The organism is Actinophytocola sp. (assembly GCF_049647105.1).
Classification (GTDB): Bacteria; Actinomycetota; Actinomycetes; order Mycobacteriales; family Pseudonocardiaceae; genus Actinophytocola.
Genome location: NZ_JBARWZ010000231.1, coordinates 21,490 through 45,339, shown reverse-complemented (window position 1 = coordinate 45,339; position 23,850 = coordinate 21,490). Strand labels below are relative to the sequence as shown.

Annotated in this window: 27 protein-coding genes; 11 read left to right on the top strand and 16 right to left on the bottom strand. The window is 70.1% G+C overall.

The features are described from left to right. Positions 1 to 215: 215 nt before the first annotated feature. Entirely contained in the window at positions 216 to 701 is a 486-nt protein-coding gene (locus WBA97_RS27770; RefSeq protein ID WP_424233887.1) for a MarR family winged helix-turn-helix transcriptional regulator, read from the bottom strand. A gap of 54 nt (positions 702 to 755) precedes the next feature. Between WBA97_RS27770 and WBA97_RS27765 the strand changes: the two genes are divergently transcribed. Then, on the top strand, positions 756 to 1,124 hold the full coding sequence (locus WBA97_RS27765; protein WP_424233886.1) for a VOC family protein: 369 nt from the start codon (positions 756 to 758) through the stop codon (positions 1,122 to 1,124). Between the two features lie 55 nt (positions 1,125 to 1,179). On the opposite strand, the gene WBA97_RS27760 is transcribed toward WBA97_RS27765, so the two are convergent. Next, entirely contained in the window at positions 1,180 to 2,019 is an 840-nt protein-coding gene (locus WBA97_RS27760) for a patatin-like phospholipase family protein (RefSeq protein WP_424233885.1), read from the bottom strand. A 212-nt stretch (positions 2,020 to 2,231) separates the two neighbouring features. Here WBA97_RS27760 and WBA97_RS27755 point away from each other — a divergent pair, with 212 nt between their 5' ends. Next, complete coding sequence (locus WBA97_RS27755; RefSeq protein ID WP_424233884.1) at positions 2,232 to 2,975, top strand: SDR family oxidoreductase; 744 nt, start codon at positions 2,232 to 2,234, stop codon at positions 2,973 to 2,975. 204 nt (positions 2,976 to 3,179) lie between these two features. Here the strand turns inward: WBA97_RS27755 and WBA97_RS27750 are convergent, their stop codons facing one another. From WBA97_RS27750 to WBA97_RS27740, 3 genes are all read right to left on the bottom strand, one after another. Next, the gene (locus WBA97_RS27750) at positions 3,180 to 3,425 is read right to left on the bottom strand and encodes a helix-turn-helix domain-containing protein (RefSeq protein ID WP_424233883.1); all 246 of its coding nucleotides are present in this window, start codon (positions 3,423 to 3,425) and stop codon (positions 3,180 to 3,182) included. Between the two features lie 107 nt (positions 3,426 to 3,532). Beyond that, positions 3,533 to 4,663, bottom strand: coding sequence for a metallophosphoesterase (locus WBA97_RS27745; protein ID WP_424233882.1), 1,131 nt, complete (start codon positions 4,661 to 4,663; stop codon positions 3,533 to 3,535). A 68-nt stretch (positions 4,664 to 4,731) separates the two neighbouring features. Beyond that, positions 4,732 to 5,154, bottom strand: a complete 423-nt coding sequence (locus WBA97_RS27740; protein WP_424233881.1) for a hypothetical protein — start codon at positions 5,152 to 5,154, stop codon at positions 4,732 to 4,734. A 243-nt stretch (positions 5,155 to 5,397) separates the two neighbouring features. Between WBA97_RS27740 and dhaK the strand changes: the two genes are divergently transcribed. From dhaK to dhaM, 3 genes are read left to right on the top strand one after another with little or no spacing between them, the layout of a single operon-like run. After that, complete coding sequence (gene dhaK, locus WBA97_RS27735) at positions 5,398 to 6,390, top strand: dihydroxyacetone kinase subunit DhaK (RefSeq protein WP_424233880.1); 993 nt, start codon at positions 5,398 to 5,400, stop codon at positions 6,388 to 6,390. A 1-nt stretch (position 6,391) separates the two neighbouring features. Further along, on the top strand, positions 6,392 to 7,009 hold the full coding sequence (dhaL, locus tag WBA97_RS27730; RefSeq protein WP_424233879.1) for a dihydroxyacetone kinase subunit DhaL: 618 nt from the start codon (positions 6,392 to 6,394) through the stop codon (positions 7,007 to 7,009). Beyond that, positions 7,006 to 7,734 (top strand): dihydroxyacetone kinase phosphoryl donor subunit DhaM, encoded by a 729-nt coding sequence (gene dhaM / locus WBA97_RS27725; RefSeq protein ID WP_424233878.1) that lies wholly within the window; start codon positions 7,006 to 7,008, stop codon positions 7,732 to 7,734. Before dhaL ends, dhaM begins: the two co-directional genes overlap by 4 nt. 38 nt (positions 7,735 to 7,772) lie before the next feature. On the opposite strand, the gene WBA97_RS27720 is transcribed toward dhaM, so the two are convergent. The 5 genes from WBA97_RS27720 to WBA97_RS27700 all read right to left on the bottom strand — a co-directional run bounded on the left by WBA97_RS27720 (position 7,773) and on the right by WBA97_RS27700 (position 12,011). Next, the gene (locus tag WBA97_RS27720; RefSeq protein WP_424233877.1) at positions 7,773 to 8,345 is read right to left on the bottom strand and encodes a DUF305 domain-containing protein; all 573 of its coding nucleotides are present in this window, start codon (positions 8,343 to 8,345) and stop codon (positions 7,773 to 7,775) included. A gap of 63 nt (positions 8,346 to 8,408) precedes the next feature. After that, positions 8,409 to 9,122 carry a lytic polysaccharide monooxygenase gene (locus tag WBA97_RS27715; protein WP_424233876.1) on the bottom strand — a complete coding sequence of 238 codons (714 nt, stop codon included), beginning with the start codon at positions 9,120 to 9,122 and terminating at the stop codon, positions 8,409 to 8,411. Positions 9,123 to 9,286: 164 nt separating this feature from the next. After that, positions 9,287 to 9,901, bottom strand: a complete 615-nt coding sequence (locus WBA97_RS27710; protein ID WP_424233875.1) for a DUF2238 domain-containing protein — start codon at positions 9,899 to 9,901, stop codon at positions 9,287 to 9,289. 21 nt (positions 9,902 to 9,922) lie between these two features. Then, on the bottom strand, positions 9,923 to 11,086 hold the full coding sequence (locus WBA97_RS27705) for a PucR family transcriptional regulator (protein ID WP_424233874.1): 1,164 nt from the start codon (positions 11,084 to 11,086) through the stop codon (positions 9,923 to 9,925). A gap of 82 nt (positions 11,087 to 11,168) precedes the next feature. Next, positions 11,169 to 12,011 (bottom strand): NAD(P)-dependent oxidoreductase, encoded by an 843-nt coding sequence (locus WBA97_RS27700; RefSeq protein WP_424233873.1) that lies wholly within the window; start codon positions 12,009 to 12,011, stop codon positions 11,169 to 11,171. A gap of 112 nt (positions 12,012 to 12,123) precedes the next feature. Here WBA97_RS27700 and WBA97_RS27695 point away from each other — a divergent pair, with 112 nt between their 5' ends. The 3 genes from WBA97_RS27695 to WBA97_RS27685 all read left to right on the top strand — a co-directional run bounded on the left by WBA97_RS27695 (position 12,124) and on the right by WBA97_RS27685 (position 14,422). Continuing rightward, positions 12,124 to 13,332: an SGNH/GDSL hydrolase family protein gene (locus WBA97_RS27695; protein ID WP_424233872.1), complete on the top strand. Its 1,209-nt coding sequence runs from the start codon at positions 12,124 to 12,126 to the stop codon at positions 13,330 to 13,332. A gap of 83 nt (positions 13,333 to 13,415) precedes the next feature. Next, positions 13,416 to 13,865: a L,D-transpeptidase gene (locus tag WBA97_RS27690; RefSeq protein WP_424233871.1), complete on the top strand. Its 450-nt coding sequence runs from the start codon at positions 13,416 to 13,418 to the stop codon at positions 13,863 to 13,865. 17 nt (positions 13,866 to 13,882) lie between these two features. Further along, the gene (locus WBA97_RS27685; RefSeq protein WP_424233870.1) at positions 13,883 to 14,422 is read left to right on the top strand and encodes a GNAT family N-acetyltransferase; all 540 of its coding nucleotides are present in this window, start codon (positions 13,883 to 13,885) and stop codon (positions 14,420 to 14,422) included. Here WBA97_RS27685 and WBA97_RS27680 read toward each other — a convergent pair. Continuing rightward, the gene (locus tag WBA97_RS27680; RefSeq protein ID WP_424233869.1) at positions 14,416 to 15,315 is read right to left on the bottom strand and encodes an SMP-30/gluconolactonase/LRE family protein; all 900 of its coding nucleotides are present in this window, start codon (positions 15,313 to 15,315) and stop codon (positions 14,416 to 14,418) included. The two genes, WBA97_RS27685 and WBA97_RS27680, sit on opposite strands and share 7 nt — an antisense overlap. A 35-nt stretch (positions 15,316 to 15,350) precedes the next feature. Between WBA97_RS27680 and WBA97_RS27675 the strand changes: the two genes are divergently transcribed. Further along, complete coding sequence (locus WBA97_RS27675) at positions 15,351 to 15,809, top strand: Lrp/AsnC family transcriptional regulator (RefSeq protein ID WP_424233868.1); 459 nt, start codon at positions 15,351 to 15,353, stop codon at positions 15,807 to 15,809. Here the strand turns inward: WBA97_RS27675 and WBA97_RS27670 are convergent. The 4 genes from WBA97_RS27670 to WBA97_RS27655 all read right to left on the bottom strand — a co-directional run bounded on the left by WBA97_RS27670 (position 15,806) and on the right by WBA97_RS27655 (position 21,190). After that, complete coding sequence (locus WBA97_RS27670) at positions 15,806 to 16,405, bottom strand: MmpS family transport accessory protein (protein WP_424233867.1); 600 nt, start codon at positions 16,403 to 16,405, stop codon at positions 15,806 to 15,808. The genes WBA97_RS27675 and WBA97_RS27670 overlap by 4 nt on opposite strands. Positions 16,406 to 17,030: 625 nt before the next feature. Continuing rightward, a complete protein-coding gene (locus WBA97_RS27665) occupies positions 17,031 to 17,270 on the bottom strand; it encodes a DUF6289 family protein (RefSeq protein ID WP_424233866.1) in 240 nt (79 codons plus the stop codon). A gap of 72 nt (positions 17,271 to 17,342) precedes the next feature. Further along, positions 17,343 to 19,835, bottom strand: coding sequence for a polynucleotide kinase-phosphatase (locus WBA97_RS27660; RefSeq protein ID WP_424233865.1), 2,493 nt, complete (start codon positions 19,833 to 19,835; stop codon positions 17,343 to 17,345). Beyond that, entirely contained in the window at positions 19,832 to 21,190 is a 1,359-nt protein-coding gene (locus tag WBA97_RS27655; protein ID WP_424233864.1) for a 3' terminal RNA ribose 2'-O-methyltransferase Hen1, read from the bottom strand. Before WBA97_RS27655 ends, WBA97_RS27660 begins: the two co-directional genes overlap by 4 nt. Here WBA97_RS27655 and WBA97_RS27650 point away from each other — a divergent pair. Next, positions 21,168 to 21,701, top strand: a complete 534-nt coding sequence (locus WBA97_RS27650) for a hemerythrin domain-containing protein (protein ID WP_424233863.1) — start codon at positions 21,168 to 21,170, stop codon at positions 21,699 to 21,701. The genes WBA97_RS27655 and WBA97_RS27650 overlap by 23 nt on opposite strands. A gap of 74 nt (positions 21,702 to 21,775) precedes the next feature. Here WBA97_RS27650 and WBA97_RS27645 read toward each other — a convergent pair whose 3' ends face one another. After that, on the bottom strand, positions 21,776 to 22,264 hold the full coding sequence (locus tag WBA97_RS27645) for a MarR family winged helix-turn-helix transcriptional regulator (protein ID WP_424233862.1): 489 nt from the start codon (positions 22,262 to 22,264) through the stop codon (positions 21,776 to 21,778). On the opposite strand from WBA97_RS27645, the gene WBA97_RS27640 reads away from it, so the two are divergent. Next, a complete protein-coding gene (locus tag WBA97_RS27640; protein ID WP_424233861.1) occupies positions 22,252 to 23,730 on the top strand; it encodes an MFS transporter in 1,479 nt (492 codons plus the stop codon). The two genes, WBA97_RS27645 and WBA97_RS27640, sit on opposite strands and share 13 nt — an antisense overlap. Positions 23,731 to 23,850 lie beyond the last annotated feature (120 nt).

Genomic DNA, 23,850 nt, shown 5'->3' with positions numbered 1-23,850 from the left:
GATACACCAACATCGCGGCAGGACTCCGCCGCATGACCCGCGACCCCACCCGACCACTACAGCTACTCGGAATCACCACATGACCAGCACAAACGACTTTGACGGAACCCTGCCCGTTCCCGGGGGCGTCCCGCCTTGCCAGTCTACCGGTACCCACCGACGGGGACGGGTGTTGTGGATCTTGCCTGTGGATAACCGGTCTACCTGTGGATAACTCAGTTCTCGCGCCACCAGATGGCTGAGGTGGGGGTTCGGCGGGTGTCGGCGGATGACTGGGCCGATGACATCGACTCCGCCAGGCGGGTCACCTGTGTAGCCAGCGTGGCGAGTTCGGTGGCGGACCAGTCCGTGACCGCGGGCGTGAACCGGGCCACCAGGTTGTCCCGGTACGCGCGCAACGCCTGTTCGCCGGCCGACGACAGGGTGATCGCGTAGCTGCGGCCGTCGTCGGTGTCGGGTGCGATCGTGATCAGGCTCTTGTCCTGCAGTGCGCGGACGTGCCGGGTGATCGACGGGAACGACACCTCCAGCATCGCCGCCGCATGGGACGGTTTCAGCCTGCCCTTCTCCGCGCCCGCCAGTGCCAGCAGGCCGACGTCCACCTCGTCCAGTGGCTGGTCCGCGACACCGCGATGGACGTACTTGGCACACTCCCGGAGCGCGGCCATCAACTGCAGCAACACCGAACTGTTTACTTCCACCAAGTAAGTATATGTCGGCGAGGTTGGCCGGCAGGAAACGAATGGAGCACGATCATGATCATCGCGTTGCCGACTGCCGACCGGGTCGCCGCGCACGCCTTCTACCGGGACGCGTTCGGGTTCGAGGCGTTCGGGAAGCCGGCCGACGACGGCGTGCCAGAGCCGCTCCAGTTCCTGCTCGGGGACGACCTCACCCTCATGCTCATCCCGACCGGCGGGTTCGGCTGGACGGTCGGCAGGCCGGTCGCCGAGCGGGGTACCAGCGAGGTCGCGTTGTCGATCACCGTCGGGGACGTCGACGCGGCCTTCGACCGGGCCATCGCCGCGGGGGCCGAGGTCGTCGCCGCGCCCGAGCAGAAGCCGTGGGCCTACACCGCCGCGGTCGCGGACCCGGACGGGCATGTCTGGCTGCTGAACACCTAGTCGGCGCCGGTCCAACCACGCGGAGGGTGACCGCCGCCGAACCAGGGGACCGCGGCTATTCGTGCCAGATCGCGCGTACCGCCGACACCACGGACTGTGCCTGCCGCAGGCCCGCGCGGGCCGCGTCCGCGCGTTTCGCCGGATCGAGCACGTTGCGGCCGAACGCCCGCAGCGCCTCGGGGTCCGGGCTCACCAGCGCCACCGCCGACTCCCGCCGCAGCCGCTCTACGTGCACCGCCGCGCCCGGCATCGGGCCGAAGCCGCGGGTCAGCGGGGCCAGCAGGACCACCTTGTCGTACCCGGCGGCGAGGTCCGCGTTCGTGCCCGACCGGACACCGCCATCCATGTACCGCCTGCCGTCGACCGCCACCGGCGGCCACACCCCGGGCACCGCGCAGCTCGCCGCGACCGCCCGCACCAGCGGCACTCCCGAGTCGCGGTCGAACACGCGGAACTCGCCCGACTCCGCGTCCACCGCGGTGATCCGGAGAGCGGTTTCCGAGGGCCACTCCTTCACCGGCAGCCGTGAGTCGATCACCGCGACACGCGCGGACTCGTCGCCATCCGAGCGCAGCGCAAGGCGGCCGATCCGCTGCCGGACCTTGCGCGGAGCACGGGAACCCACGAGCATCGCCAGGCCGTACCGGACGATCGTGCCCGTGTCGAACGTCCCACCCAGCTCGCCGTCCGGCGGCGCCAGCTGCGCCTCGTACCGCACGGCCGGGTCGAGACCGTTCGCCACCTGGGCGCCGACCACCGAGCCCGCGGACGTGCCGACCACCAGGTCAGCGTCGGAGAGCGCGATCCCGGCCTCCGCCAGACCAGCGAGGATTCCCCATTCCCAAGCGATTCCGGTGATACCGCCACCACCGAGCACGAGAGCGCGTCGCGTCATCAGCCCATCATGCCGGGACGACTGGCCCCTTACACGTGACGACCGAGCTGAGTTTGCGTGTCGCGTACCGGTTGCGGTACGGCTCGGCCGGTCGATGGTCTGTGGCCCGGCCCGGAAAGCGCTCTCCAAGCGGCTTGTGGCGGAGCCGGATCAGCGGGGTTTCACGGCGGTGTCGTCCGACCTCGGCCGGTTTCACCGCTTAGTGTGTCGACATGGATCTTGGGCTGACCGACCGCGTGTACCTGGTGACCGGCGGAAGCAAGGGACTCGGCTACGCGACCGCGTCGGCGCTGGTCGCCGAGGGTGCGCGGGTCGTGATCACGGGACGCACCGAGGAGACGGTGGCGTCGTCGGCGGCCAAGCTGGGCGCGGTCGGTGTCGCGTGCGACAACGCCGACCCGAAGACACCGGCCCGCCTGCTCGCGGCGGCGCGCGAGGCGTACGGGCGCGTCGACGGGCTGCTGGTGAGCGTCGGCGGCCCGCCGTCTGGCTCGGTCACCGCGGCGACCGACGAGCAGTGGCGCGACGCGTTCGAGTCGGTGTTCCTCGGCGCGGTCCGGCTGGCACGGGAGGTCGCGGCCTCGCTGGGTGATGGCGGGTCGATCGCGTTCGTGCTGTCGTCGTCGGTGCGGGCGCCGATCGCGGCGCTCGGTATCTCCAACGGGTTGCGGCCCGGGCTTGCGATGGTCGCCAAGTCCATGGCCAACGAGTTGGGGCCGCGGGGTGTGCGGGTCAACGGCTTGCTGCCTGGGCGCATCGCCACTGATCGGTTGACGCAGCTTGACGATCGGTCCACTCCGGACCAGCGGGCCGCTTCCCTGGCGGCGATTCCGTTGGGGCGGCACGGTGATCCGGCCGAGTTCGGGCGGGCGGCCGCCTTCGTACTGTCCCCGGCCGCCTCCTACCTGACGGGCGCCATGATTCCGGTCGACGGTGGTTTGTTGCCCATGCCGTGAACGGGCCGTGTGGTCACGTTTCTGTGCGGTACCACCAGACCGGACTCGTACGCGGCCACCATGGCCGGACTCGCCATTCAGGCCACTGTGGACATCGACGCGGAGCCGATCGCCCCGTGGCCCCGGACTCGGTGTGCTGGCGCTGTGGGCGGCAGGCGCCCTGGTCGTGGGCGTGCTGGCCCTGCGCCTGCGCGACGCCTGAATTTACCGGCGCATTGTCGTGATCACCGTCTGGTCCGTCGTTTCCAGGGTGTCGAGGAGAAGGCGGATGACGGCGGCGGGCGGTCTGGAAATGCGGCCGGACTCGATGTCCCGGATGACGCGTGCTTCCACCCCGGTGAGGGTCGCAAGTCGTTCGTGTGTCAGCAAAGCCTGGGTGCGCCGACGGCGGAGCCAGCTTCCGGCGAAGCTCCCGTCCGCGTCCGGGAAAGCGCCCGGAATGGAATTCATGGCAGAGATCCCCGTTTCTCCGCAGACTGATGGAAGGAATGCTGGCGAGAGATTAACAGGGTGGGTGACCGTTCGCCCACATTGATTCGTTGACTCTTGTGGTTGATTTACTGACGCGGCGAGCGCAGCGTCAGCAGCGTGATCTCGCTCGGTGCGAAGACCCGCATCGGTGGCCCCCAGAACCCGGCGCCCCTGGACGTGTACAGCTGCGTCGTCCCGTGCTGGGAGAGCCCCTGCACCGACGGCTGGTCGACGTGTACGAGGTAGTGGAACGGCCAGATCTGGCCGCCGTGCGTGTGGCCGGAGACCTGCAGGTCGACCTTCCCGGCCGTCTGCGTCACCTGACGAGGCTGGTGGGCGACCAGCAGTACCGGTGCCTCGGCCGGGGCACCGGCCAGCGCGGCCTCCAACTGCGCGCCGTGTCCGTCGAGGCCGGACGACTTCGCGGTGGCGTCGTCGATGCCGGCCAGCACGAGCCGGTCGCCGCCGCGTTCGACGACCACGTGGCGGTTGTGCAGCGCCTCCCACCCGAGCGATGCCATGTGGTCGAGCCACTCCTGTGCCTCGCCGAAGTACTCGTGGTTGCCCGTCACATACCCGCGGGCGAACCGCGCGGTGATCGTGCCGAGCGGCGCCGCCTGCGACAGCCGCCGCGTGACCGTGCCGTCGGCGATGTCGCCCGCGTGGCACACGATGTCCGGCGCCAGCGCGTTGACGGCCGCCGCCGTGCGTTCCGACCAGCGGGTGCGGTTGATCGGACCGAAGTGGGTGTCGGCCAGCACCACGACGGTCGTGCCGTCGAGGCCGGGGCCGAGACGGGGCAGCGTGACCTCCGTGCGACGCACCCTCGGCACCCGCATCGCCTCGCGGACGCCCCACGCCACCAGCACCGCGCTCACCGCGAGGACCGCCACGGCCACGGTCCGGGACGGGACCTGCGCGAGGCGGGCCACCAGGCCGAGCAACGACCACGCGAACAGCACCCACACGACCCCGAGCAGCGTGTCGCCGATGCGTGCCGCCCAGTCCCGGCCGCGCGCGTGCCCGAGGAACATGAGGAACGGGAACCCGGCCGCCGCCACCGCGAACACGACCGTGCCCGCCACGACGCCCGGCGCCGGCCACGGCAGCACCAGCGTCGCCCACGGCACCCCGAACAGCAGCAGCAGCGCGACGACCACCACGCCCGCGAAGATCCCGCGCTGCGCGACCTGTGGCCGCTGCCGAGTCTGAGTCATATTCGCAAAACTACTCCGACCGACCCGCCGCGACGGGCGACCGGGCCCGCGCGCGACTCATCGTCGGGTCAGCTGTCGGAAGGTCGCGCTGGGCGCGCGGTGGAGGTGCGCCAGGCAGATCTGAGGGCTTCGAGTTCATGCCGGGGGAAGGGGCGGCCCCACTGGGTCTCGTAGCCATCCTCGCCGAGGGCGTGGGCGACGTTGTCGAATGCCCGGATCACGGCCCTGGCGAGCGTGGTCGTCGGCTGTTGGCTGCGCCAGATCACTGTTCCCGCCTGCTCCGGTGCGTTCGAGTTGACTGCTTCGACAAGGCGAATGGCGACCGCGGTGCCGTCGCGATGGAAGAACCATCGATAGACGGTGGGTTCGGCCTCGAACTCGGCCTGTGTGTCGGTCTCGTACAGGAGAACTCTGGCTACGGCCTGCAGCAGTTGCTCGGGACCGTCGGTGACGAAAGAGGCGACCGCGTCGGCGCTGGCGTGGTCGTCCATGACAGAGCAGAAGGCCCATCCGTGATGACTCAGTGTCCAGACAAGCCGCACTTCCGCATTGTCGCAGGACCTGACCCGAGTCATCACCCGATTTGCTGCTCGCCCACCACCAGTGGGCAGCCGCGTTCAAGGTCCGACCGCTGGCCAATGCGGCGTAGATCATGGCAAGCTGCGTTTTGACGGCATGAGGGTGGCCCGGCAAGATCACCAACGGCATTACCGCAGGTCAGGATGGTGGTTTCAATGAAGAAGATCATCAACGATCCGTCCACCGTCGTCGCCGAGTCGCTCACGGGGCTCGCGCTGGCACACGGCGACCTTCTCACCGTCGTCCATGATCCCGCTGTCATCGTGCGGGCCGACGCGCCGGTGTCCGGCAAGGTCGCGATCATCTCCGGCGGTGGCTCCGGGCACGAGCCCATGCACGGCGGTCTCGTCGGCCCCGGCATGCTCGACGCCGCCTGCCCCGGCGCCGTGTTCACCTCGCCGACGCCCGACCAGGTCACCGCCGCGGTCGAGAGGACCGACGGCGGCGCAGGCGCGCTGCTGATCGTCAAGAACTACACCGGCGACGTGCTCAACTTCGAGACCGCCGCCGAGCTGGCCGAGACCGAGGTCCGCACGATCGTCATCGACGACGACGTCGCCGTGAAGGACTCCACCTGGACCGCGGGGCGCCGCGGCGTCGGCGGGACCGTGCCGCTGGAGAAGATCACCGGCGCGGCCGCGGCCAGAGGGGACGACCTGGCCGCCGTGCACGCCATCGCCGAACGCGTGGTGGCGAACGTGCGCTCCATGGGCCTGGCGCTCACCGCGCCCACCGTCCCGCACGTCGGCGAGCCCAGCTTCGACCTGGCCGACGACGAGATGGAGGTCGGCATCGGCATCCACGGCGAGCCCGGCCGCGCCCGCATGCCGGTCGAGAACGCCGACGGGATCGTCGCCCGCCTCCTCGAACCGATCCTCGAGGACCTGCCGTTCGCCGAGGGCGACCGGGTGCTGCTGTTCACCAACTCGATGGGTGCCACCCCGCTGCTGGAGCTGTATCTGGCGCACGGCATCGCCGAGCGGCTGCTCGCCGACCGGGGCATCGTGGTGGAACGACGGCTCGTCGGGCCGTACGTCACGAGCCTGGAGATGCAGGGCATGAGCCTCACGCTGCTGAAACTGGACGACGAGCTGCTCGAGCTGTGGGACGCGCCGGTGCACACGGCCGCGCTGCGGTGGGGTTACTGACGTGGGCTGCACGGCGAACGACCTGGTCGCCGCCCTGAAGGCCGCCGCGGCGACGGTCGCCGAGCACCGCGTCGAGCTGATCCAGCTCGACCGCGCCATCGGCGACGGCGACCACGGTGAGAACCTGGACCGCGGTTTCACGGCGGTGCTCGCCGCGCTGGAGGCGAACACCCCGGACACCCCGGGCGCCGTGCTGAAGCTGGTCGCCACGACGCTGATCTCCAAGGTCGGCGGCGCCGCGGGCCCGCTGTACGGCACGGCGTTCCTGCGTGCGTCGACCGCCGTGAAGGACCGTGCGGAGCTCGAACCCGCCGACCTCTCCGAGGCACTGACCGCCGCGCTCGGCGGTGTCGTCGCACGCGGCAAGGCGGAGCTTGGCGACAAGACGATGGTCGACGCGCTCGACCCGGCCGTGAAGGCGGCGAAGGGCGACACGGCGGCGGCGCTGCTGGCCGCGGCGGCGGACGCGGCCGAGACCGGCGCGGACGCCACCGTCCCGCTGGTCGCACGCAAGGGCCGCGCGTCCTACCTGGGTGAACGCAGCGCCGGGCACATGGACCCCGGCGCGCGGTCGACGTCGCTGCTGCTGCGTGCGTTCGCGGAGGTGGCCGCGAGGTGAGCAGGGTCGGGCTCGTGGTGGTCTCGCACAGTGCCGGGCTCGCGGCCGGAGTGGTGGAGGTGGCGGCGCAGATGGCGCCGGAGGTCACCGTCGTGCCGGCGGGTGGCACCGCGGACGGCGGCATCGGCACCGACTTCGAGGCCGTGACCAGCGCACTGGAACGGGCCGACGACGGCGCGGGCGTGGTGCTGCTCTACGACCTCGGCAGCGCACGCATGGTCGCCGAGATGGCCGTCGAGATGGCCGATGACGCCCGGCTCGTGGACGCGCCGCTGGTGGAGGGCACGGTCGCGGCCGCGGTCGCCGCGCAGGGCGGCGCGGACCTCGACGACGTTGCCCACGCCGCGGAGGAGGCGATCGGCATGCCAGGCGGCCCGGTCGTCACGGGAGAGGTCGATGGGCTGCCCGGCGGCGTCGACATCATGGGCAGCCAGAGCATCGCCACCGCCAGGCCCATGGCAACGGTCGAGGTGATCGTGCCGCTCACCAACGAGATCGGCCTCCACGCGCGCCCCGCCGCGATGGTCGCCCGCGCCATGACCGGGCTCGACGCGCGGGTGACGGTCCGCTTCGGCGACGCCATCGCCGACGGCCGCAGCGTGCTCGCGTTGATGGCGCTCGGCGCCCGGGGCGGCGACGAGGTGCACGTCTCCGCGACCGGCTCGCAGGCCGACGAGGCGCTACGGACCTTCCAGGACCTGGCCGCCCGCGACTTCGACGAGTGACCACCCGGCCCGGCAGGGCTTGATCGGCCCGTATCCGGTCAGGATCCCAGGTAGGTGCCCATCTGCCGGATCTGCGCCGCCCGCGACTTGATGATGCGACCGGCGAGGGACCTCGCGTCCGGGTGGCGGCCGTCCTTCTCCTCCATCCGCGCCAGTTCGACGGCGCCGTGCTGGTGCCCGGTGAGGAGGTTCAGGAACCGCGAGTCGAAGTCGGGGCCCGCCGGGGTGTCGCGCAGCACCGTCAGCACCACGGGGTCGGAGCCGTGCATGCCGCCGTGACCCGCGTGCGCGTTCGGTTCGGGGTCGTAGGCGACGGGCTGGTTCCACTTCTCCAGCCAGACCTTCATCTCGGCCAGCTCGTCCTTCTGCGTGGCCGCGATCGCGGCGGCCAGGTCCCGGATCTCGCGCCGGGTCGCGCGTTCGGTCGCGAGCCTTGCCATCTCGATGCCCTGCTCGTGCTGCGGCACGGCCATCTGCAGGAACATCACGTCGGTGTCGTTGTACGAGCCGTCCGGCGGCGGGGCGGAGAGCGACGCCCCGGTCGTCTCCGTGACGCCAACGCCGCAACCGGCGAGTGCGAGCAACAGGACGACGAAGAGCCAGTGTTTCATGATGAATGCCTCCAGAAGCACCGGCCGGCCCGGGGCGGCGGGCCGGCCGGTTCGGCTACCGGGTTACTCGGCCTGCCAGAGCGCAGGGGTACTCGCAGGCTCCCAGCCCGGCAGCGCCGTGTGGCTCTGCTTGGACCGGTAGGTCGTGCCGTTGTAGGTCACCTCCGACCCGGCCGGGTAGGACGCGCCGCTCGCCCAGGTGCCGCTCGCGGGCTGCTCCACGGCGGGGACCTCCGGTGCGGGTGCTTCCGCGGCCCGGCCGCTGATCTGCAGGTCGACGCACGAGTAGAACGCGTTGGACGTGTCCCCGATGTTCCACACCGCCAGCAGCTTCTGCCTGCCGCTCGCGCTACCGAGGTTCACGGTGTGCGAAAGGGTGGCCGGTGGCTGCTGGTTGTTGAGGTCGAACTCCGCGACCTTCGTGTTTCCGACGTAGTACTCGAAGTTGTCCGTCGCGTGCCGGGCCGTGAAGGTCCACGTGAACGTGACCGTCCGCCCGACCGATGTCGCCCGCCACGGCTTGCTGTCGTCGTTCAACTCGGCGAACCGGCCGACGCCGCCGTTGCAGCTCCGCAGACCCTTCGGGCCTTCGACGGACTGCGGTTCCCACTTGATGTCACCGCAGGACACGGTGCCCTGAGCGCACTGTGCCTGCCTGCTCGGTGGGGTGGAGATGTAACCGTGTGCGTTCGCGGTTGCCGCCGGCAGCACCACGAGCCCCAACGGCGCGATGGTGGCGGCGGACGCGAACATGACCATTTTTCTTTTCAGGCTCATACCAATCTCCCGGGACGCAGGGGGTTTCCGGAGATGTGGTCTAGACCACATATATGGTTTAGACCATATCTGGCGCGCAGTCAAGTAGTCGCGCTGCGTGAACACCCGGGATGGACCGGTCAAGAGCAGGCGCACGGGTCTCGTGCGGCACGGCACGGAAGCGCTCAGCGGACTCCGGCGAGCTGGCGGTCGTGCACGCGGCGGAGCAGCAGCTGCGCCAGCATCGCACCGCACAGCGCAAGGAACATGTCCCACTGCGTGTCCCACACATCCCCTTGTGTGGCAAGGAAGTCGTCCGTGCCCGCGCCGAGGATCAACGCCGACACCCACTCGACGAACTCGAAGCACGCCGAGATCGACAGGCACACCGCGGTCGTGAGCGTGAACGTCCACCCGCCGCGCCGCAGCGGGGTGAGGCGCAGCAACAGCTCTCGCACCAGGATGGCGGGCACGAACCCCTGCACGAAGTGGGCGAAGCGGTCGTAGTGGTTGCGGTCAAGGTCGAACCGGTCGCGGAACCAGTCGCCGAGCGGGGTCTCCGCGTAGGTGTAGTGGCCGCCGTAGCAGAGCACGACCGCGTGGCACACCAGCAGCCAGCACACCAGGCGGGACAACGGGAAGCGGCGCCGGAACACCAGCACCAGCGGCGCCCCGATGAGGATCCAGACCACTTCGAGTGCCCACGTGCCGAGGCTCTTCGCCCCGATCGCCGACCACCCGAGCGCGACGACGACAATCGCGACGAGCAGGATGCCTTCCCGCCGTGAAACCGTGGTCACGACGTGATCATAGGGCAGTTCCTAGGCCAGCGGCCCTGGCGGCAGCAGCCACGACGCACGCAGCGCCAGCGACAGCTCAAGGTGTGCCGCGGTGTCCGTGAGGTCCAGCCCGGTGATGGTCTCGATCCGCCGCAGCCGGTTGATCACCGTGTTGCGGTGGCAGTGCACGGCGTTCGCGGTCTGGTTGATCGACCCGGCGGTCCGCAGCCACGAGCTGAGCGTGTCGAGCAGCAGCCGCCGCTCGGTCATCGGCACCTTCAGCAGCGGGCCCAGCCGTCGCTCGATCAGCGCCTCGGCCAGCGACGGCGAGTTGAGCAGCAGCGCCTCCGGCAGCCGGTCGGCCAGCGCGGCGACCTCCACCCGGCCAGGAGGCACCGTGTCGCGGGCCAGTACGGCCTGCCGGTACGCGACGTCCACCTCCGCCAGGGTCGGCACCGTCATCGACAGGCCGGCCGGCACGAAAGCGTTCTCCCGCAGCACCTTCAGCGCGGCGAAGGAGTCCCCGACCGCGAGCAGCCCGACGAGCGTGGTCGGCCGCGCCTGCCACACCGACACGATGCCAACGTCGGCGAGCCTGACCTCCAGTGTCGTGCCGGTGCGGTCGTCGCCGGCGTCCACGTCGAGGACCACCACCGCGTACGGCCCGTCGAGGGCCACCCCGAGGTTGAGCGCGGCCTGCGCCGCGAACGCCGGGTCCTTCGCGCGCCCGTGCAGCAGGCCCTCCCACAGCGTGGCGCGGCGCTGCTCGTCGACCCGCACCAGCTCGCGTTCCGTTGCGTGGTAGGCGATCGCGAGCTGCGCCGAGGTGTCGTCGACGACCGACCACACCCAGGACGCGAGGTCGAGCAGTTCGTCAGGGCCGGCAGGCTCACCGGCGCGGGCCCGGTCGATCAGCGCCTCCCACACCAGCCGCCCGCCGAGCCGGAACGACCGCAGCACGTCGTCGAGCGGCATCCGCTGCTGGGCCCGCTGCCGCCCGGTCGAACGGGCCGCGTCGTAGAGGTCGGTGCCGTCCTGGTCGTCACCGGCCGCGCGCGCGACCAGTTTCAGCAGGCGGGTGAGGTTGTCGTGGCAGGACCGCCACAGGTCGTGCGGCGCGATCACGCCCGCCCTGCGGTACCCGGCGCTCTGTTCCTCGATCCTCGCGACGAGGGCGTCGGTGAGCTCCGGAACACGCGACAACACGTCCGCCACCAGAGACGTCGCGGTCCGGGTACCGACTGAGTGGGGAAGTTCGCTCATCCCGGATAGAGGATCGCACAGCGACTCAAGTCGCGCGGGCCGCTCGGATCACCGCCGCCATGTCGTCGCCCTGGTCACCGGCCGCCGCGAACAGCTTCTCCATGGCCGCGACCAGATCGGTCGCCACCCCCGCGTCGGCCGCGGCCGCCCGGATCAGGCCCGCGTCCTTGGTCGCGCCGCTCAGCGCGAACGCGGGCGTGAAGTCGCCTGCCAGCATGGCGTTGCCCTTGAGCTGTGCGTACCCGGCGTCGAGCGGGCCGCCTTCGATCAGCGCGAGGAACTGCCGGGGATCGACCCCGAGCCCTTCTGCGAGCGCCACGCTCTGCGCGGTGCCGGCCACGAGCGACAGCACCCACGCGTTCGCGACCAGCTTCAGCCGGTGCCCGCCGCCGGGTTCCGCGCCGACCCACACGACCTTCGCGCTGATGGCGTCGAGCACCGGTGCGATCGTCTGCCGGACGTTGTCCGGCCCGGCGGCCAGCACGGTGAGCTGCCCGTTCTCGGCGGGCTGCCGGGTGCCGAGCACGGGCGCGTCCACGTACGCGATCCCGTGCCCGGCGGCGAGCCGGCTGAGTTCCTCGGTGCCGTCGAGCCCGACGGTGCTGGTCTGCACCCACACCGCGCCGGGCTTCATCGCGGGCAGCGCGTCCCGCATCACGGCGGCGACGGACTCGGCGTCGAACAACATCGTGACCACGACGTCCTTGTCGCGCACGGCATCCGCCGCGTCGTCGGCGACGGGCAGGCCGAGCGCGCGGGCCTTGCCGGCGGAGCGGTTCCAGACGGTGACGTCGAGCCCGGCGCGTGCCAGGCTGCGGGCCATTCCCGCGCCCATGATCCCGGTGCCGAGCAGTGCGACAGTGGTCATGCGGCCAACCTAACCCGGCTCACCGTCGCCTACCCGGCGGACACGTTTCGTAATCGGCTCGTCACCCGGACAGCGGTTGTCGCCGCGGTGCGGGCGAGCGACGGTCATCGTCATGAGGCGGATACTGGTTTTCGGAGCCACGGTGCTCACGGCGGCGCTCGTCACGTCCAGCGCGGCCACCTCCAGCCCCACAGCGGGACACGCACCCGGCGGCTGGGTCGGCACGTGGGCCGCGTCCCCGGGCGCCGGGGTCGCGGGCACGGAGAACGGCTACCCGAACTACTCGATCCGCAACGTGATCCACACCAGCGTCGGCGGCGACCGGGTGCGGGTGCGGCTCGCCAACACCTTCGGCAGAACCCCGCTGACGCTCGGCCACGTCACGGTCGCCGTCGCGCGGTCCGGCACCTCGCCTGCGGCGAAACCCGGCACCATGCGCACGGTCACCATCGGCGGACAGCGCTCGGCCGTCGTGCCCGCCGCCGCCGAGGTGCTCAGTGACCCCGTCGACCTCGCCGTGCCGCGCGACGCCGACCTGCTCGTCACCACCTACACGCCGACGCCGTCCGGCCCCGTCACCTACCACTCGTTCGCCGCGCAGACATCGTTCTTCACGCGCGACGGCGACTTCGCCGACCAGGAGTCCGGCGCCGCGTTCACCGAGCAGACCGGCGCGTGGCACTACGTCAGCGGCGTCGACGTGCACTCGACCGCCCGCGGCTCGGTCGCGGTCCTCGGCGACTCGATCACCGACGGCGCCGGCTCCACGACCAATGCCAACAACCGCTGGCCCGACCTGCTCTCCGACCGCCTGCGCGGCAGGCTCGGCGTGCTCAACGCGGGCATCGGCGGCAACCGGCTCCTGCTCGACATCCCCGGTCACCCCTTCGGCCGCAACGCGCTCGCCCGCCTCGCCGACGACGTGCTCAGCCAGGGCGACGTCCGCACGCTGATCGTCCTCGAGGGCATCAACGACATCCAGCAGGACCCGCACCAGACCGACCCCGCGATGATCATTTCCGCGTACCGGCAGGTGATCGCGCAGGCGAAGGCCCGGGGGGTTCGCGTCATCGGCGCCACGATCGTGCCGTTCAAGGGCTGGCGGGTCTGGGACGAGACCCTGGAGGCGACCCGGCAGGCGGTCAACGACTTCATCCGCGAGAGCCACGAGTTCGACGCGGTCATCGACTTCGACAAGGCCACACAGGACCCCGCCGACCCGCTGCGCATGCTGCCCGCCTACGACAGCGGCGACCACCTGCACCCCAACGACGCCGGCTACCGCGCGATGGCCGCGGCGGTGGACTTGGCCAAACTGTGATGTTTGTGTGACTCTCCGCATTGGTACCCGGTGAGTGCGGTACCGAACACGAGTCCTGAAGGGACGGATGGGAGGACTGAGTCATGGGGAAGCTGCGGAAGACCCTTGCGATGGCAGCGGGATCGGCAGCATTGGGAACGGCGGCGGTGCTCGCACTGCCGGCGACCGCTCAGGCCGCGTCGGCGGCTCCGTGCAGTGCACGGGCAGCCGCGTGCATCGACCTGAGTGCCAACACATCCTGGTTGATGGCCAACGGCGTCGTGACCTACGGCGGCGTGCCGATCACCTCGGGCAAGCCTGGTTTCGAGACACCGCCGGGCACGTTCACGGTGACCTACAAGGACATCGACCACTGGAGTCAGGCGTACGACGCGCCGATGCCGTACTCGGTGTTCTTCACGACGAGTGGCATCGCGTTCCACGAGGGCAGTCTGGGCGACCAGTCGCACGGCTGCATCCACCTCTCGAACGCGGCGGCGCAGACGTACTACAACAACCTCCAGCCGGGTGACGTCGTCGAGGTCGTGCCCTGACCCTGCATCATCGGGGGATGGACATCACCACCTGGTACCTCGAACAGAGGACTCCCGATGAGTTGTCACCAGCTCGGCCCGCGTCGGTCACCGTGACGCGGGCCGAGGTGGTGAGCCCCGAGTTCAACCGGTTCCTCTACACCTCGGTCGGCGGTGACTGGCACTGGCACGACCGTCTCGTGTGGACATGGCGGCAGTGGCAGGACTGGCTGGCGCGACCCGGCGTGGAGACGTGGGTGGCGTATCAGCGCGGCACACCCGCCGGGTACGTCGAACTGGATGCCGCCACACATCCCGGTGAGGTCGAGATCGCCTACTTCGGACTGCTCCCGGCCTTCGTGGGACAGGGCATCGGCGGCCATCTGCTGACGGTGGGACTGCGGCGAGCCTGGGAGCTGACCAGCGAACGGGTGTGGGTGCACACCTGCTCGCTCGACGGCCCGGCCGCGCTGGCGAACTACCAGGCGCGGGGCCTGACCCTGTACCGGACGGAGACCACGGACGAAGCGGTGCCGTCGGTGGCGCCCGGCCCGTGGCCGGGTGCCCGGGATCAGTAACGCGCGCCGGTGAACGTGACCTTCAGGTTGTACAACGAACCACCGGCGGTGATGAACAGGTCGTTGCGCCGCGGCCCGCCGAACGCGAGGTTCGACACCGGGTCGGGGAGCAGCAGTTTGCCGAGCAGTGTGCCGTCCGGGTGGAAGCAGTGCACGCCGTCCCACGCGGCGGCCCACACGCGGCCCGTGTCGTCGAGGCGCATGCCGTCGAAGCGGCCGAAGTCGCATTCGGCGAAGATCTCGCCGCCCTTCAGCGTGCCGTCCGCGAGCACGTCGAACACCCTGATGTGACTGGGTTCCTGGCGAGTGTCCACGATGTACAGACGCTGCTCGTCGGGGGAGAACGCGAGACCGTTGGGGCGGCAGAAGTCCGTCGCCACGGCGGTGACCGTGCCGTCGGGGTCCAGGCGGTACACGTGGCACGCGCCGATCTCGCTCTCCGCGCGGTGGCCCTCGTAGTCGTCGTCGATGCCGTACGCGGGGTCGGTGAACCAGATCGTGCCGTCTCCTCGGACGACGACGTCGTTGGGGCTGTTGAGCCTTTTCCCGTCCCAGTGAGTGGCGAGGACCGTGACCGTGCCGTCGTGTTCGGTGCGGGTCACGCGCCGGGCGCCCTGCTCACAGGTGATCAACCGGCCTTGCCCGTCGATCGTGTTCCCGTTGGCGTGGCCGGTGTTCTCGCGGAACACGCCGACGGCACCCGTCGTCTCGTCCCATCGCAGCAGCCGCTCGTTCGGGATGTCGCTCCACAGCAGGTAGCGGCCGGCGGGGAAGTACACCGGGCCCTCGGACTTGCGGGCGCCGGTGTGCAGCCGCCGGACCACGTAGTCGCCGTCGAGGCGGGCGAACCGCTGGTCGATGAGCGTGAACTCGGACGGAATGGTGTTCAGCATGTCGGCCATCGTACCGAATGGGATATGGTGATCTGGTGGATGAGCTGGATCGGATTCTGCTGGCGGCGCTCCGGGAGGACGCCACCCAGTCGTACGCCGCCCTCGGCAAGCTGGCGGGCCTCTCCGCGGGGGCGGCCCACGAGCGGGTGCGCAAGCTGCGGGAACGCGGGGTCATCCGCCGCACCACCATCGATGTCGACCCGGTCGCGGTCGGCAGGCCGGTGCTGGCGTTCGTGCTCGTCGAGGCGAACGCGTGGATGGGGGAGGAGCCGGTGCGTGCGGCCCTGCTGGCGATCCCGGAGCTGGAGGAGGCGCACGTCGTCGCGGGGTCCGCGTCCCTGCTGGTGAAGATCCGCACGGGGACCACGGAGCAGTTGCAGGACGTGCTGCGCAGGCTCTTCACGATCGACGGGGTGAGCGGCACGCAGACGATCGTCGTGCTGGAGACGGTCTTCGAGGGGCCCGGCGCTCCGCAGGCCCCCTCGGGCGACTAGATGCTGTCGCAGGTGGCCATCGCGAACGTGCCGGACGCGGTCGCGGTCTTGACGACCTCGCCGTCGACGGTGAGCTTGCAGGTCACGCTGCCGCCGTCGGCGCCGGTCGTGACGATCAGCTGACCGTCCTTCACGATGCCGGTGGTCCTGACTTCCTTGCTCCACGGCAGTGTCGTGACGGTTTCGTTGTTGGTGGTCATCTCACTGCCGAACGTCGTGTACGTGATGTCGGCGGTGGGCGCGTCGCCGGTGACCTCGTAGACGATCACGGCTTCGCGGTTCGCCTCCTCGTTGATGTCGTCGACCGCCTTGTTCCACACGGCCGTCCACAGGATGCAGACCACGAGCCCGACGACGGACACGACGAGCCCGGCGATGGCGAGGCCCTTGTTGGTGGCGCGGCCCTTGACCGCCTTGCTGATGCCGATGGCGGAGAAGATGATTCCGAGAATCACCAGCGGCCAGGCCACCACCCCGATCAGGGGAATGAAGGAGAGCACGAGCCCGATGATGCCGAGCACGAAGCCGGCGGTTCCGAGGCCATTGCTGGGCTTCACAGCGGACTGCTGCGGCGGATTCGGGGCGTAATGGGTCACGGAAGGGTCCTTTCAGGAAAGTGCTGCTGAGAATGCAAGCAATGAAGGCCCTGTAAACCGCGTCGTCCGCAGGCTGACACCCGTTACGGCTTTTGTCGTAATCTCCCTGATCGAGTGGTTGATGAGGACACGCCCGTGTAGTCCGTACGCTCTGTGCATGGCACGGCGCGTGCTCGGCGTGGTGATCACCGATCGCGGTGGCGGTCAGCGTGGGAGCAGCTTCTATGTGTTCGGCGACCCCGAGCCACGTTCGCTGAACGCGACCGTCCTCACCGGACCGAGCTTCGCCGCGGCGATCGCGGCGGCCTCACGTTCGGTGCTGTCACTGCAGGCGCGCACATTGGAGGTCACGCCCCGATGCGGCGGCGGGCGACGCGGCCCGCATGGTACGAACGACCGCGGAGCAGGGGGCGGGGTGCTCGGTAGCAACACCGCTCCGGCAGATTGCCTCCCGGCCGGGCTCGGTCGGCGATCTCCGCCTGGCGGCTTCGGTTCCGCGGTTGCCCAGGCCTCCGGTCCTTCCGGTCGGCCTGGGCAGATCCGCTGTGCCTGCTTCCATGACCCGCGGGACCCACCATGTGTGACCGGGTCCGTCCACTCCGAGGGGCAGCCGCGTTTCCCGTGGTCAGCAGGCTGATCGGGAGTAGTCGAAGTAGCCGCTTCGACTGCCCCACGAGTCCGACCCGCCGTCGCAGTACTCCACCTTTCCGCCGACCACGGTGGTGTGCGACGCATCGCTGAAGTACGTCGTCACGCACTCGTTGCCCAGCGGGCAGGCAGAGGCCTGCGCGGGAGCCGCGGCGAAGGTGACCCCTGCCGCCGCGAGCAAAGCGACCGCGGCGGTGATGACTGTCCGGCGAACCATGTGCCCTCCCAAGATAGGTGAATCACTTTCATGATTCGCCCTGTCCTGCAGCTGGACAATAGGCCGACCGGCTTACAGTCGTGGGTCCACCGGCTCCGACTCCAGCGCCAGCACCGCGAACACCGGCTCATGCACACGCCATAGCGGCTCCTTTTCCACAAACCTCGTCAACGACTCGATACCCAGTGCGTACTCGCGTAACGCCAGCGACCGCTTGCGGCCCAGCGTCCGTTGCCGCAACCGCCGCAGGTGCTCCGGCTCGGTGTAGTCCGGGCCGTAGATGATCCGTAAGTACTCCCGGCCCCGGCACTTCACGCCCGGCTGCACCAGCTTCCCGGCCGCGGACGGATCGGCGGGCTTCACCACCATGCCCTCGCCGCCCGCGTCGGTCAGCGACGTCCACCAGTCGACCCCGGCCGCGACCGACGCCTCGTCCGCCAGATCCACGACCAGCCGCCGCGTCGGGCGTAACAGCTCGGCGTCCGCCGCCACCAGCCGGTCGAGCACCTCGCTGTGCCACGCCCTCGGCTTGGTCGCGTGGACCTGTCCTTCCGCGGCCAGCACGGTGAACGGCGCCAGCGACACCCCGTCCAAACCGTCGACCGGCCAGCAGTACCGGCCGTAGGCCTCGACGTAGCCACGTGCGTTCGTCAGCCGTGCCTGCTGACGCGCCAGCAGGCCTGCCACGTCCGCGCCGCGCGCCACCGCCTGCTCCAGCGCGGCGACCGCCGCGGGTAACGCCGCCGTCGCCGCCGCGCCAACCGGCGCGTACTGCCGTCGCAGCAACTGATCCGCCTTCGCCGACCACGGCAGCAACTCCGCGTCGAGTACCACCCAGTCGCTGTCCAACGTGGACCACAGGCCGGCCTCGTTCGCGGCCGTGCGTAATCGCTCCAGGAACGCCGTCGGGTCCGGGAAGAACGACCGGCCCGTCCGCGTGTACACCACGCCCGCCGCACCGTCGGGCGCCCCGAACCGGCGCTCGCCCACAGAAGCATCCCGGCACAGCACGACGACCGCCCGCGAACCCATGTGCTTCTCCTCGCACACGACCTCCGGCACCCCGTCGGCTCGGTACGCCTCGAACGCCTCCAGCGGGTGTTCCAGTGTCCCGTCCACAGTGGACGTAGCGCACGGTGCCATCGTCGGCGGCAGGTACGGCAGCCACTGCGGCGCGATCGCGAACCGGCTCATCACCTCGAGCGCGCCCGCCGCGTTCTCCTCGCGCACCTTGAGCCTGCCCATCAGCCGCGCGTCGACGTGCCGGGTGCCGAGGACGTCGTCCAGCCGCAACAGGTCCGGTGCCCGCGTCGGCGCGCCGAGTGGCTTGGTCGGCTGGTAGTGCACGCGTTCGGCAGGCACCGCAACCAGCTCCTTCGACGGCCACCGCAGCGCGGTGAGCGCACCGCCGAACACGCAGCCGGTGTCGAGGCAGATGGTGTTGTTGACCCACTCCGCCTTCGGTACCGGCGTGTGCCCGTACACGACCGTCGCCGCACCCCGGTAGTCGTCCGCCCACGGGTAACGCACCGGCATCCCGTACTCGTCGGTCTCGCCCGTGGTCTCGCCGTACAGGCAGAACGACCGCACCCGCCCGGAGGACCGGCCCTGGTACTCCTCCTTGAGCCCGGCGTGCGCGACCACCAGCCGGCCGCCGTCCAGCCGGTAGTGGCTCACGAGCCCGTGCATGAACTCGCGTGCGCTCTTGCGGAACTCATCGGACTTCTCGGAGAGCTGTGCGAGCGACTCCGCGAGCCCGTGGGCCACTCGGACGTCCCGGCCATCCAGCGCACGGACGAGCTTGCTCTCGTGGTTGCCCGACACGCACAGTGCGGTGCCTGCCGCGACCATGCCCATCACGAGCCGCAGCACTCCCGGCGTGTCCGGCCCTCGGTCGACGAGGTCGCCGACGAACACCGCGGTGCGGCCGTCCGGGTGGAACGCACCGTCCGCGCTGACCACGTATCCCAGGCGGGTCAACAGGGTCACGAGCTCGGCGTGGCAGCCGTGCACGTCACCGATGATGTCGAACGGTCCCGTCAGCTCGCGCTTGTCGTTGTACGCCTTCTCGTACTCGACCGACACGCGCTCATCCGGGGACAGCACGTGGACCTTGCGGAAGCCTTCCTTCGCGAGGTGCCGCACGGACCGCCGCAACGCGTCGTGCTGGCGGCGGATCACGTGGTCAGCCAGGTCGCGGTGGCCCTTGTTGCGCTCTCGCAGCGTCGCGAGCGGCAGGTCGAACACGATCGCGACCGGCAGCACATCGTGTTCGCGGGCGAGCGCGACGAGCTTCGCGCGATCGTCGCGCTGCACGTGCGTGGCGTCGACCACGGTGAGCCGCTCCGCTCGCAATCGTTTGCCTGCCACGTAGTGCAGTGCGTCGAACGCGTCGTGGGTCGCCGACTGGTCGTTCTCGTCGTCGGCGACCATGGCGCGGAACGTGTCGGACGACAGCACCTGCGTTGCCGCGAAGTGGTCGCGGGCGAAGGTCGACTTGCCGGAGCCGGTGACACCGACGAGTGCCACGAGGCTCAGGTCGGGCACGGCGATGGTGCGCGTCATGCCGCCCTCCTCGTGAACACCGCGAGCTGCGTCGGCGCGCCGGCCTCCGGGTCGACCGGGCCGACCGGCACATGCCGGACGTCGTAGCCGTGCGCGGCGCACACGCCGTCCGCCCACGCGCTCATCTCGGCACGTGTCCACTCGAAACGGTGGTCCGGGTGCCGGAAGTCACCCGCGGGCAACGTCTCCCAGCGCACGTTGTACTCGGCGTTGGGCGTCGTCACGAGCACGTGCCGTGGCTTGGCCGACCCGAACACGGTCGCCGCCAGCGCGGGCAGCCGTGGTGGGTCGACGTGCTCGACCACTTCGGACAGCACGATCGCGTCGAACCCGGCGACCCGGGGATCCGCGTAGGTGACCGAACCCTGGTACAGGGTGACACGCTCGCGCTGCCGCTCCGCGAAACGGTCGACCCGGCGGGCCGCCGTGCGCAGCGGCCGCGCGGCGACCTCGACACCGACGATCTCGGTGAACGTCGGCTCGGTCACCAGTTCGCGCAACAACCGACCCTCTCCACAGCCCATGTCGACGATGCGCCGCACACCAAGTGCGCGCAGCTCACCCACGATGGCCTCCCGTCGCAGCTGGGCCAGCGACGGCTCACGCTCCGGCGGCTCGGGCTCGTCGGCGTCCTCGGCGGGACGGTCGTCCAGCTCGGTCAGCCGTTCGAGTGCCTCGGCGGTGAAGCGGCGCCTGTGCGCGAGGTAGCGGGCGGTGATCAGCTCGCGGTCCGGGTGTGCCGCGAGCCAGTTCTTGCCAACACGCAACAGTTTGTCCACCTCGTCGGCCGCGACCCAGTAGTGCTTGGCGTCGTCGAGCACCGGCAGTAACACATACAGCTGGGTCAGTGCGTCGGCGAGGCGGAGCGTGCCGGTCAGGCGCAGGTCCGCGTACGGGCTGTCGCCCCAGTCGGGGAACGCGGGGTCGAGCGGCACGCGGGTGGCGGCCACGGTCCAGCCCAGCGGCGTGAACAGCCGCTCCGCGAGCGCGCCGGGACACGCCGGGAGGTGGATCTCCAACGGGATCGCGGTCTCGGCGAGTTCGGGACGTGCGTCGCAGCGGCCGCGCATCGCGGTGCCGAACACCTTGCCCATGGCGACCGCCAGTAATGACGACGCCGCGTAGGGCCGGTCGTTGACGTACTGGCCGAGGGTGTCGCCACCCTTGCGGGCGAGGCCGACCGGGTCGATCTCCAGTAACAGCGATGCGGTGGTGCGCTCCGGCGTCACTTCCGGGTAGAAGACGTGGGCCTTGCCGGTCGACACGTCGAACTGCTGCGCGCGGTCCGGGTGCTTGTGCAGCAGGTACCCGAGATCGGTCGCCGGGGTGTGCGTGGTGGTGACGCTGAGGAACATGCAGCCGAGTAAACACGAGCGCTCCGACAGCGTCCGCCGCTTTTGTGGTCTGATGACGGCGATGAACGAGCGTCTGACCGCTTTCGGTAACCAGCTCATTGTTTCGCACATACGTTTGAGGGAACTGCTGGCCGGGCTCCGTGACGGCACGTACACGGGAGTCGACTTGGCGACTCATTGCCTGACGTTCTGCTCGATTCTCACGGCCCATCACTCGGCGGAGGACGACGAGGGATTTCCGGTGCTGGCAAAGCACTTCCCGGAGCTGCGGCCGGTACTGACCGAGCTGAGTCATGATCATCGTCTGGTCGCGGACGTGCTCGATCGGCTGAAAGTGGTGTCCACGATGGATGTCGCGACGGCCGAACGTGAGCTGGACACGCTCGCCGCGCTACTGGAAACCCACCTCGTCTACGAGGAGAAGAAGCTGGTCGCGGCGCTCAACCAGCTGAGCGCGACGAGCGAGGAGGCGAAAGCCGTCGCCCGCGCGGTCACGCTGCCACAGCCATAGAGGGCGCGCGAATAGGGCATGGCGGCGCCCGCCGCGCCGAGGCGGGCATCCACCGACCCTATTCGCGCACCCTCTCAGTCCTCGCGGGGCCACGGCGTGCCCTGCAGGGTTTCGATGCGTTCGTTCAGCGCGCGCAGCAGGCGGTACAGGTCGGCGCACTCGGTGTCCGGCCAGTCGTCGACCACCTTGCCGAGCCCGGTCCGGTAGCGCAGGCGGTCGGCGGCGAGCCGGGCGGCGCCCGTCGGGGCGATGCGGAGCCTGCGTGCCGCGCCGCCACCGGGATCGGGGACGCGGTCCACCAGTCGCTCGCGGAGCATCGCGCCCACCTGGCGGGTCACGGTGGAGATGTCGAGTTGCAGGCCGGTCGCCAGCTCGCGCGCGGTCATCGGACCGGTGGCGTCGATGCGGCTCAGCATCAGGTACGCGGAACGTTCGAGCACACCCGTGGTCGCCGTGGCGAGTTGGTGCCTGCTGACCAGCGTCAGCTCGCGTTCGATCGCGTCAAGGAGGTGTTCTCTACCACGCATCATCCGGTCCTCGATGGTCGGATGTGTACCGTACACATGTGCGTCCTGGGACCGTGGTCACGGTATTGGCAAGCTGCGGTCTCGTCGCATCTTTCATGCAGACCCTCGTCATCCCGCTCATCCCGAGCCTGCCCGCCATCCTCGGTACGGACGCGTCCGACGCGTCCTGGGTCATCACCGTCACGCTGCTCGCGGCCGCGGTGATCACCCCGGTCAGCGGGCGCCTCGGCGACCTCTACGGCAAGCGCCGTGTGCTCCTCGTCAGCGTCACGGTGCTCATCGCCGGGTCGATGGTCTCGTCGTTCGCGAGCTCCCTCGTGCCGATGGTCATCGGCCGCGGTCTGCAGGGCTGCGCGATGGGTGTCATCCCGCTGGGCATCAGCATCATGCGCGACATACTCCCTGCTGACCGCGTCGGCACGGCCATCGCGATGATGAGCGCGACGCTCGGGGTCGGGGGCGCGATCGGGCTGCCGCTGTCGGCGGTCATCGCGGAGTCGTCGTCGTGGCGGGTGCTGTTCTGGCTCGCCGCGGGCCTGGGTGCCGTGTGCCTCGTCCTGTTGTGGACCGTCGTGCCGGACTCGTCGATACGCGCGCCCGGCCGGTTCGACGTGCTCGGCATGCTGGGACTCGCTGCCGGGCTCGTGTGCCTGCTGCTCGCGATCACGAAGGGCGGCACGTGGGGCTGGGGCTCACCGACCACGCTGAGCCTGTTCGCCGCCGCGGTCGCCGTGCTCGTCCTCTGGGGCTTCTACCAGCTGCGCACCCGCTATCCGCTGGTCGACCTGCGGGTGTCCGCGCGGCGGCCGGTCCTGTTCACCAACCTCGCCTCGGTGCTGGTCGGGTTCTCGATGTACAGCATGTCGCTGGTGCTGCCGCAGCTCCTGCAGGCACCCGCGTTCACCGGCTACGGTCTCGGCCAGTCGATGGTGGCCGCGGGCCTGTGGATGGCGCCGGGCGGCCTGGTGATGATGGCCCTGTCGCCGGTTTCGGCACGCATCACGCGTAAACGCGGTCCACGCACCTCCCTCCTGGTCGGCGCGTCGATCATCTCCGTCGGCTACCTCGTGTCGACCGTGTTACTGCACAACGCCTTCGAGGTCATGCTCGCAGGCGTCATCGTCAGTGCGGGGGTCGGCATCGCGTATGCCGCGATGCCAGGACTGATCATGGGTTCGGTGCCGCTGCACGAGACCGCGTCGGCGAACGGGCTGAACTCGCTGGCCCGCTCGGTCGGCACGTCCGTGTCGAGCGCGGTGATCGCGACCCTGCTGGCACACATGACGATCACGGCGGGGCCGTTGACAGTGCCGTCGTTGACCGGTTTCCGCGTCGCGTTCGTGATCGCCGCGGGCGGCGCGGCGCTCGGGGTGCTAGTCACGCTCCTGGTCCCGCGTGTCCGTGGCCGCCTTGGCGACGGCGTCAACGACAGCACCGACGACAGCACCGACGACAGCGTCGCGGTGGTCGGCCCGGAGGACCGGCGCGAGCTCCAGGTGTAGGAACGGCCTGCCCTCTGCCGCCGCCGCGATGCCCTGAACGTTCGTGCGGCCCATCAGCCGCTCGTGGTGACCGATCCGGAAACCGTGCCCGCGCAACGTCTTCTCGACCTGCCGGTGCAG

Excerpts from the sequence above, each read along its gene's own strand:
- WBA97_RS27765 (WP_424233886.1), top strand. The coding sequence starts at position 756 with ATGATCATCGCGTTGCCGACTGCCGACCGGGTCGCCGCGCACGCCTTC.
- WBA97_RS27760 (WP_424233885.1), bottom strand. The coding sequence starts at position 2,019 with ATGACGCGACGCGCTCTCGTGCTCGGTGGTGGCGGTATCACCGGAATC.
- WBA97_RS27755 (WP_424233884.1), top strand. The coding sequence starts at position 2,232 with ATGGATCTTGGGCTGACCGACCGCGTGTACCTGGTGACCGGCGGAAGC.
- WBA97_RS27750 (WP_424233883.1), bottom strand. The coding sequence starts at position 3,425 with ATGAATTCCATTCCGGGCGCTTTCCCGGACGCGGACGGGAGCTTCGCC.
- WBA97_RS27745 (WP_424233882.1), bottom strand. The coding sequence starts at position 4,663 with ATGACTCAGACTCGGCAGCGGCCACAGGTCGCGCAGCGCGGGATCTTC.
- WBA97_RS27740 (WP_424233881.1), bottom strand. The coding sequence starts at position 5,154 with ATGGACGACCACGCCAGCGCCGACGCGGTCGCCTCTTTCGTCACCGAC.
- dhaK (WP_424233880.1), top strand. The coding sequence starts at position 5,398 with ATGAAGAAGATCATCAACGATCCGTCCACCGTCGTCGCCGAGTCGCTC.
- WBA97_RS27720 (WP_424233877.1), bottom strand. The coding sequence starts at position 8,345 with ATGAAACACTGGCTCTTCGTCGTCCTGTTGCTCGCACTCGCCGGTTGC.
- WBA97_RS27715 (WP_424233876.1), bottom strand. The coding sequence starts at position 9,122 with ATGAGCCTGAAAAGAAAAATGGTCATGTTCGCGTCCGCCGCCACCATC.
- WBA97_RS27700 (WP_424233873.1), bottom strand. The coding sequence starts at position 12,011 with ATGACCACTGTCGCACTGCTCGGCACCGGGATCATGGGCGCGGGAATG.
- WBA97_RS27695 (WP_424233872.1), top strand. The coding sequence starts at position 12,124 with ATGAGGCGGATACTGGTTTTCGGAGCCACGGTGCTCACGGCGGCGCTC.
- WBA97_RS27690 (WP_424233871.1), top strand. The coding sequence starts at position 13,416 with ATGGGGAAGCTGCGGAAGACCCTTGCGATGGCAGCGGGATCGGCAGCA.
- WBA97_RS27685 (WP_424233870.1), top strand. The coding sequence starts at position 13,883 with ATGGACATCACCACCTGGTACCTCGAACAGAGGACTCCCGATGAGTTG.
- WBA97_RS27680 (WP_424233869.1), bottom strand. The coding sequence starts at position 15,315 with ATGCTGAACACCATTCCGTCCGAGTTCACGCTCATCGACCAGCGGTTC.
- WBA97_RS27665 (WP_424233866.1), bottom strand. The coding sequence starts at position 17,270 with ATGGTTCGCCGGACAGTCATCACCGCCGCGGTCGCTTTGCTCGCGGCG.
- WBA97_RS27660 (WP_424233865.1), bottom strand. The coding sequence starts at position 19,835 with ATGACGCGCACCATCGCCGTGCCCGACCTGAGCCTCGTGGCACTCGTC.
- WBA97_RS27655 (WP_424233864.1), bottom strand. The coding sequence starts at position 21,190 with ATGTTCCTCAGCGTCACCACCACGCACACCCCGGCGACCGATCTCGGG.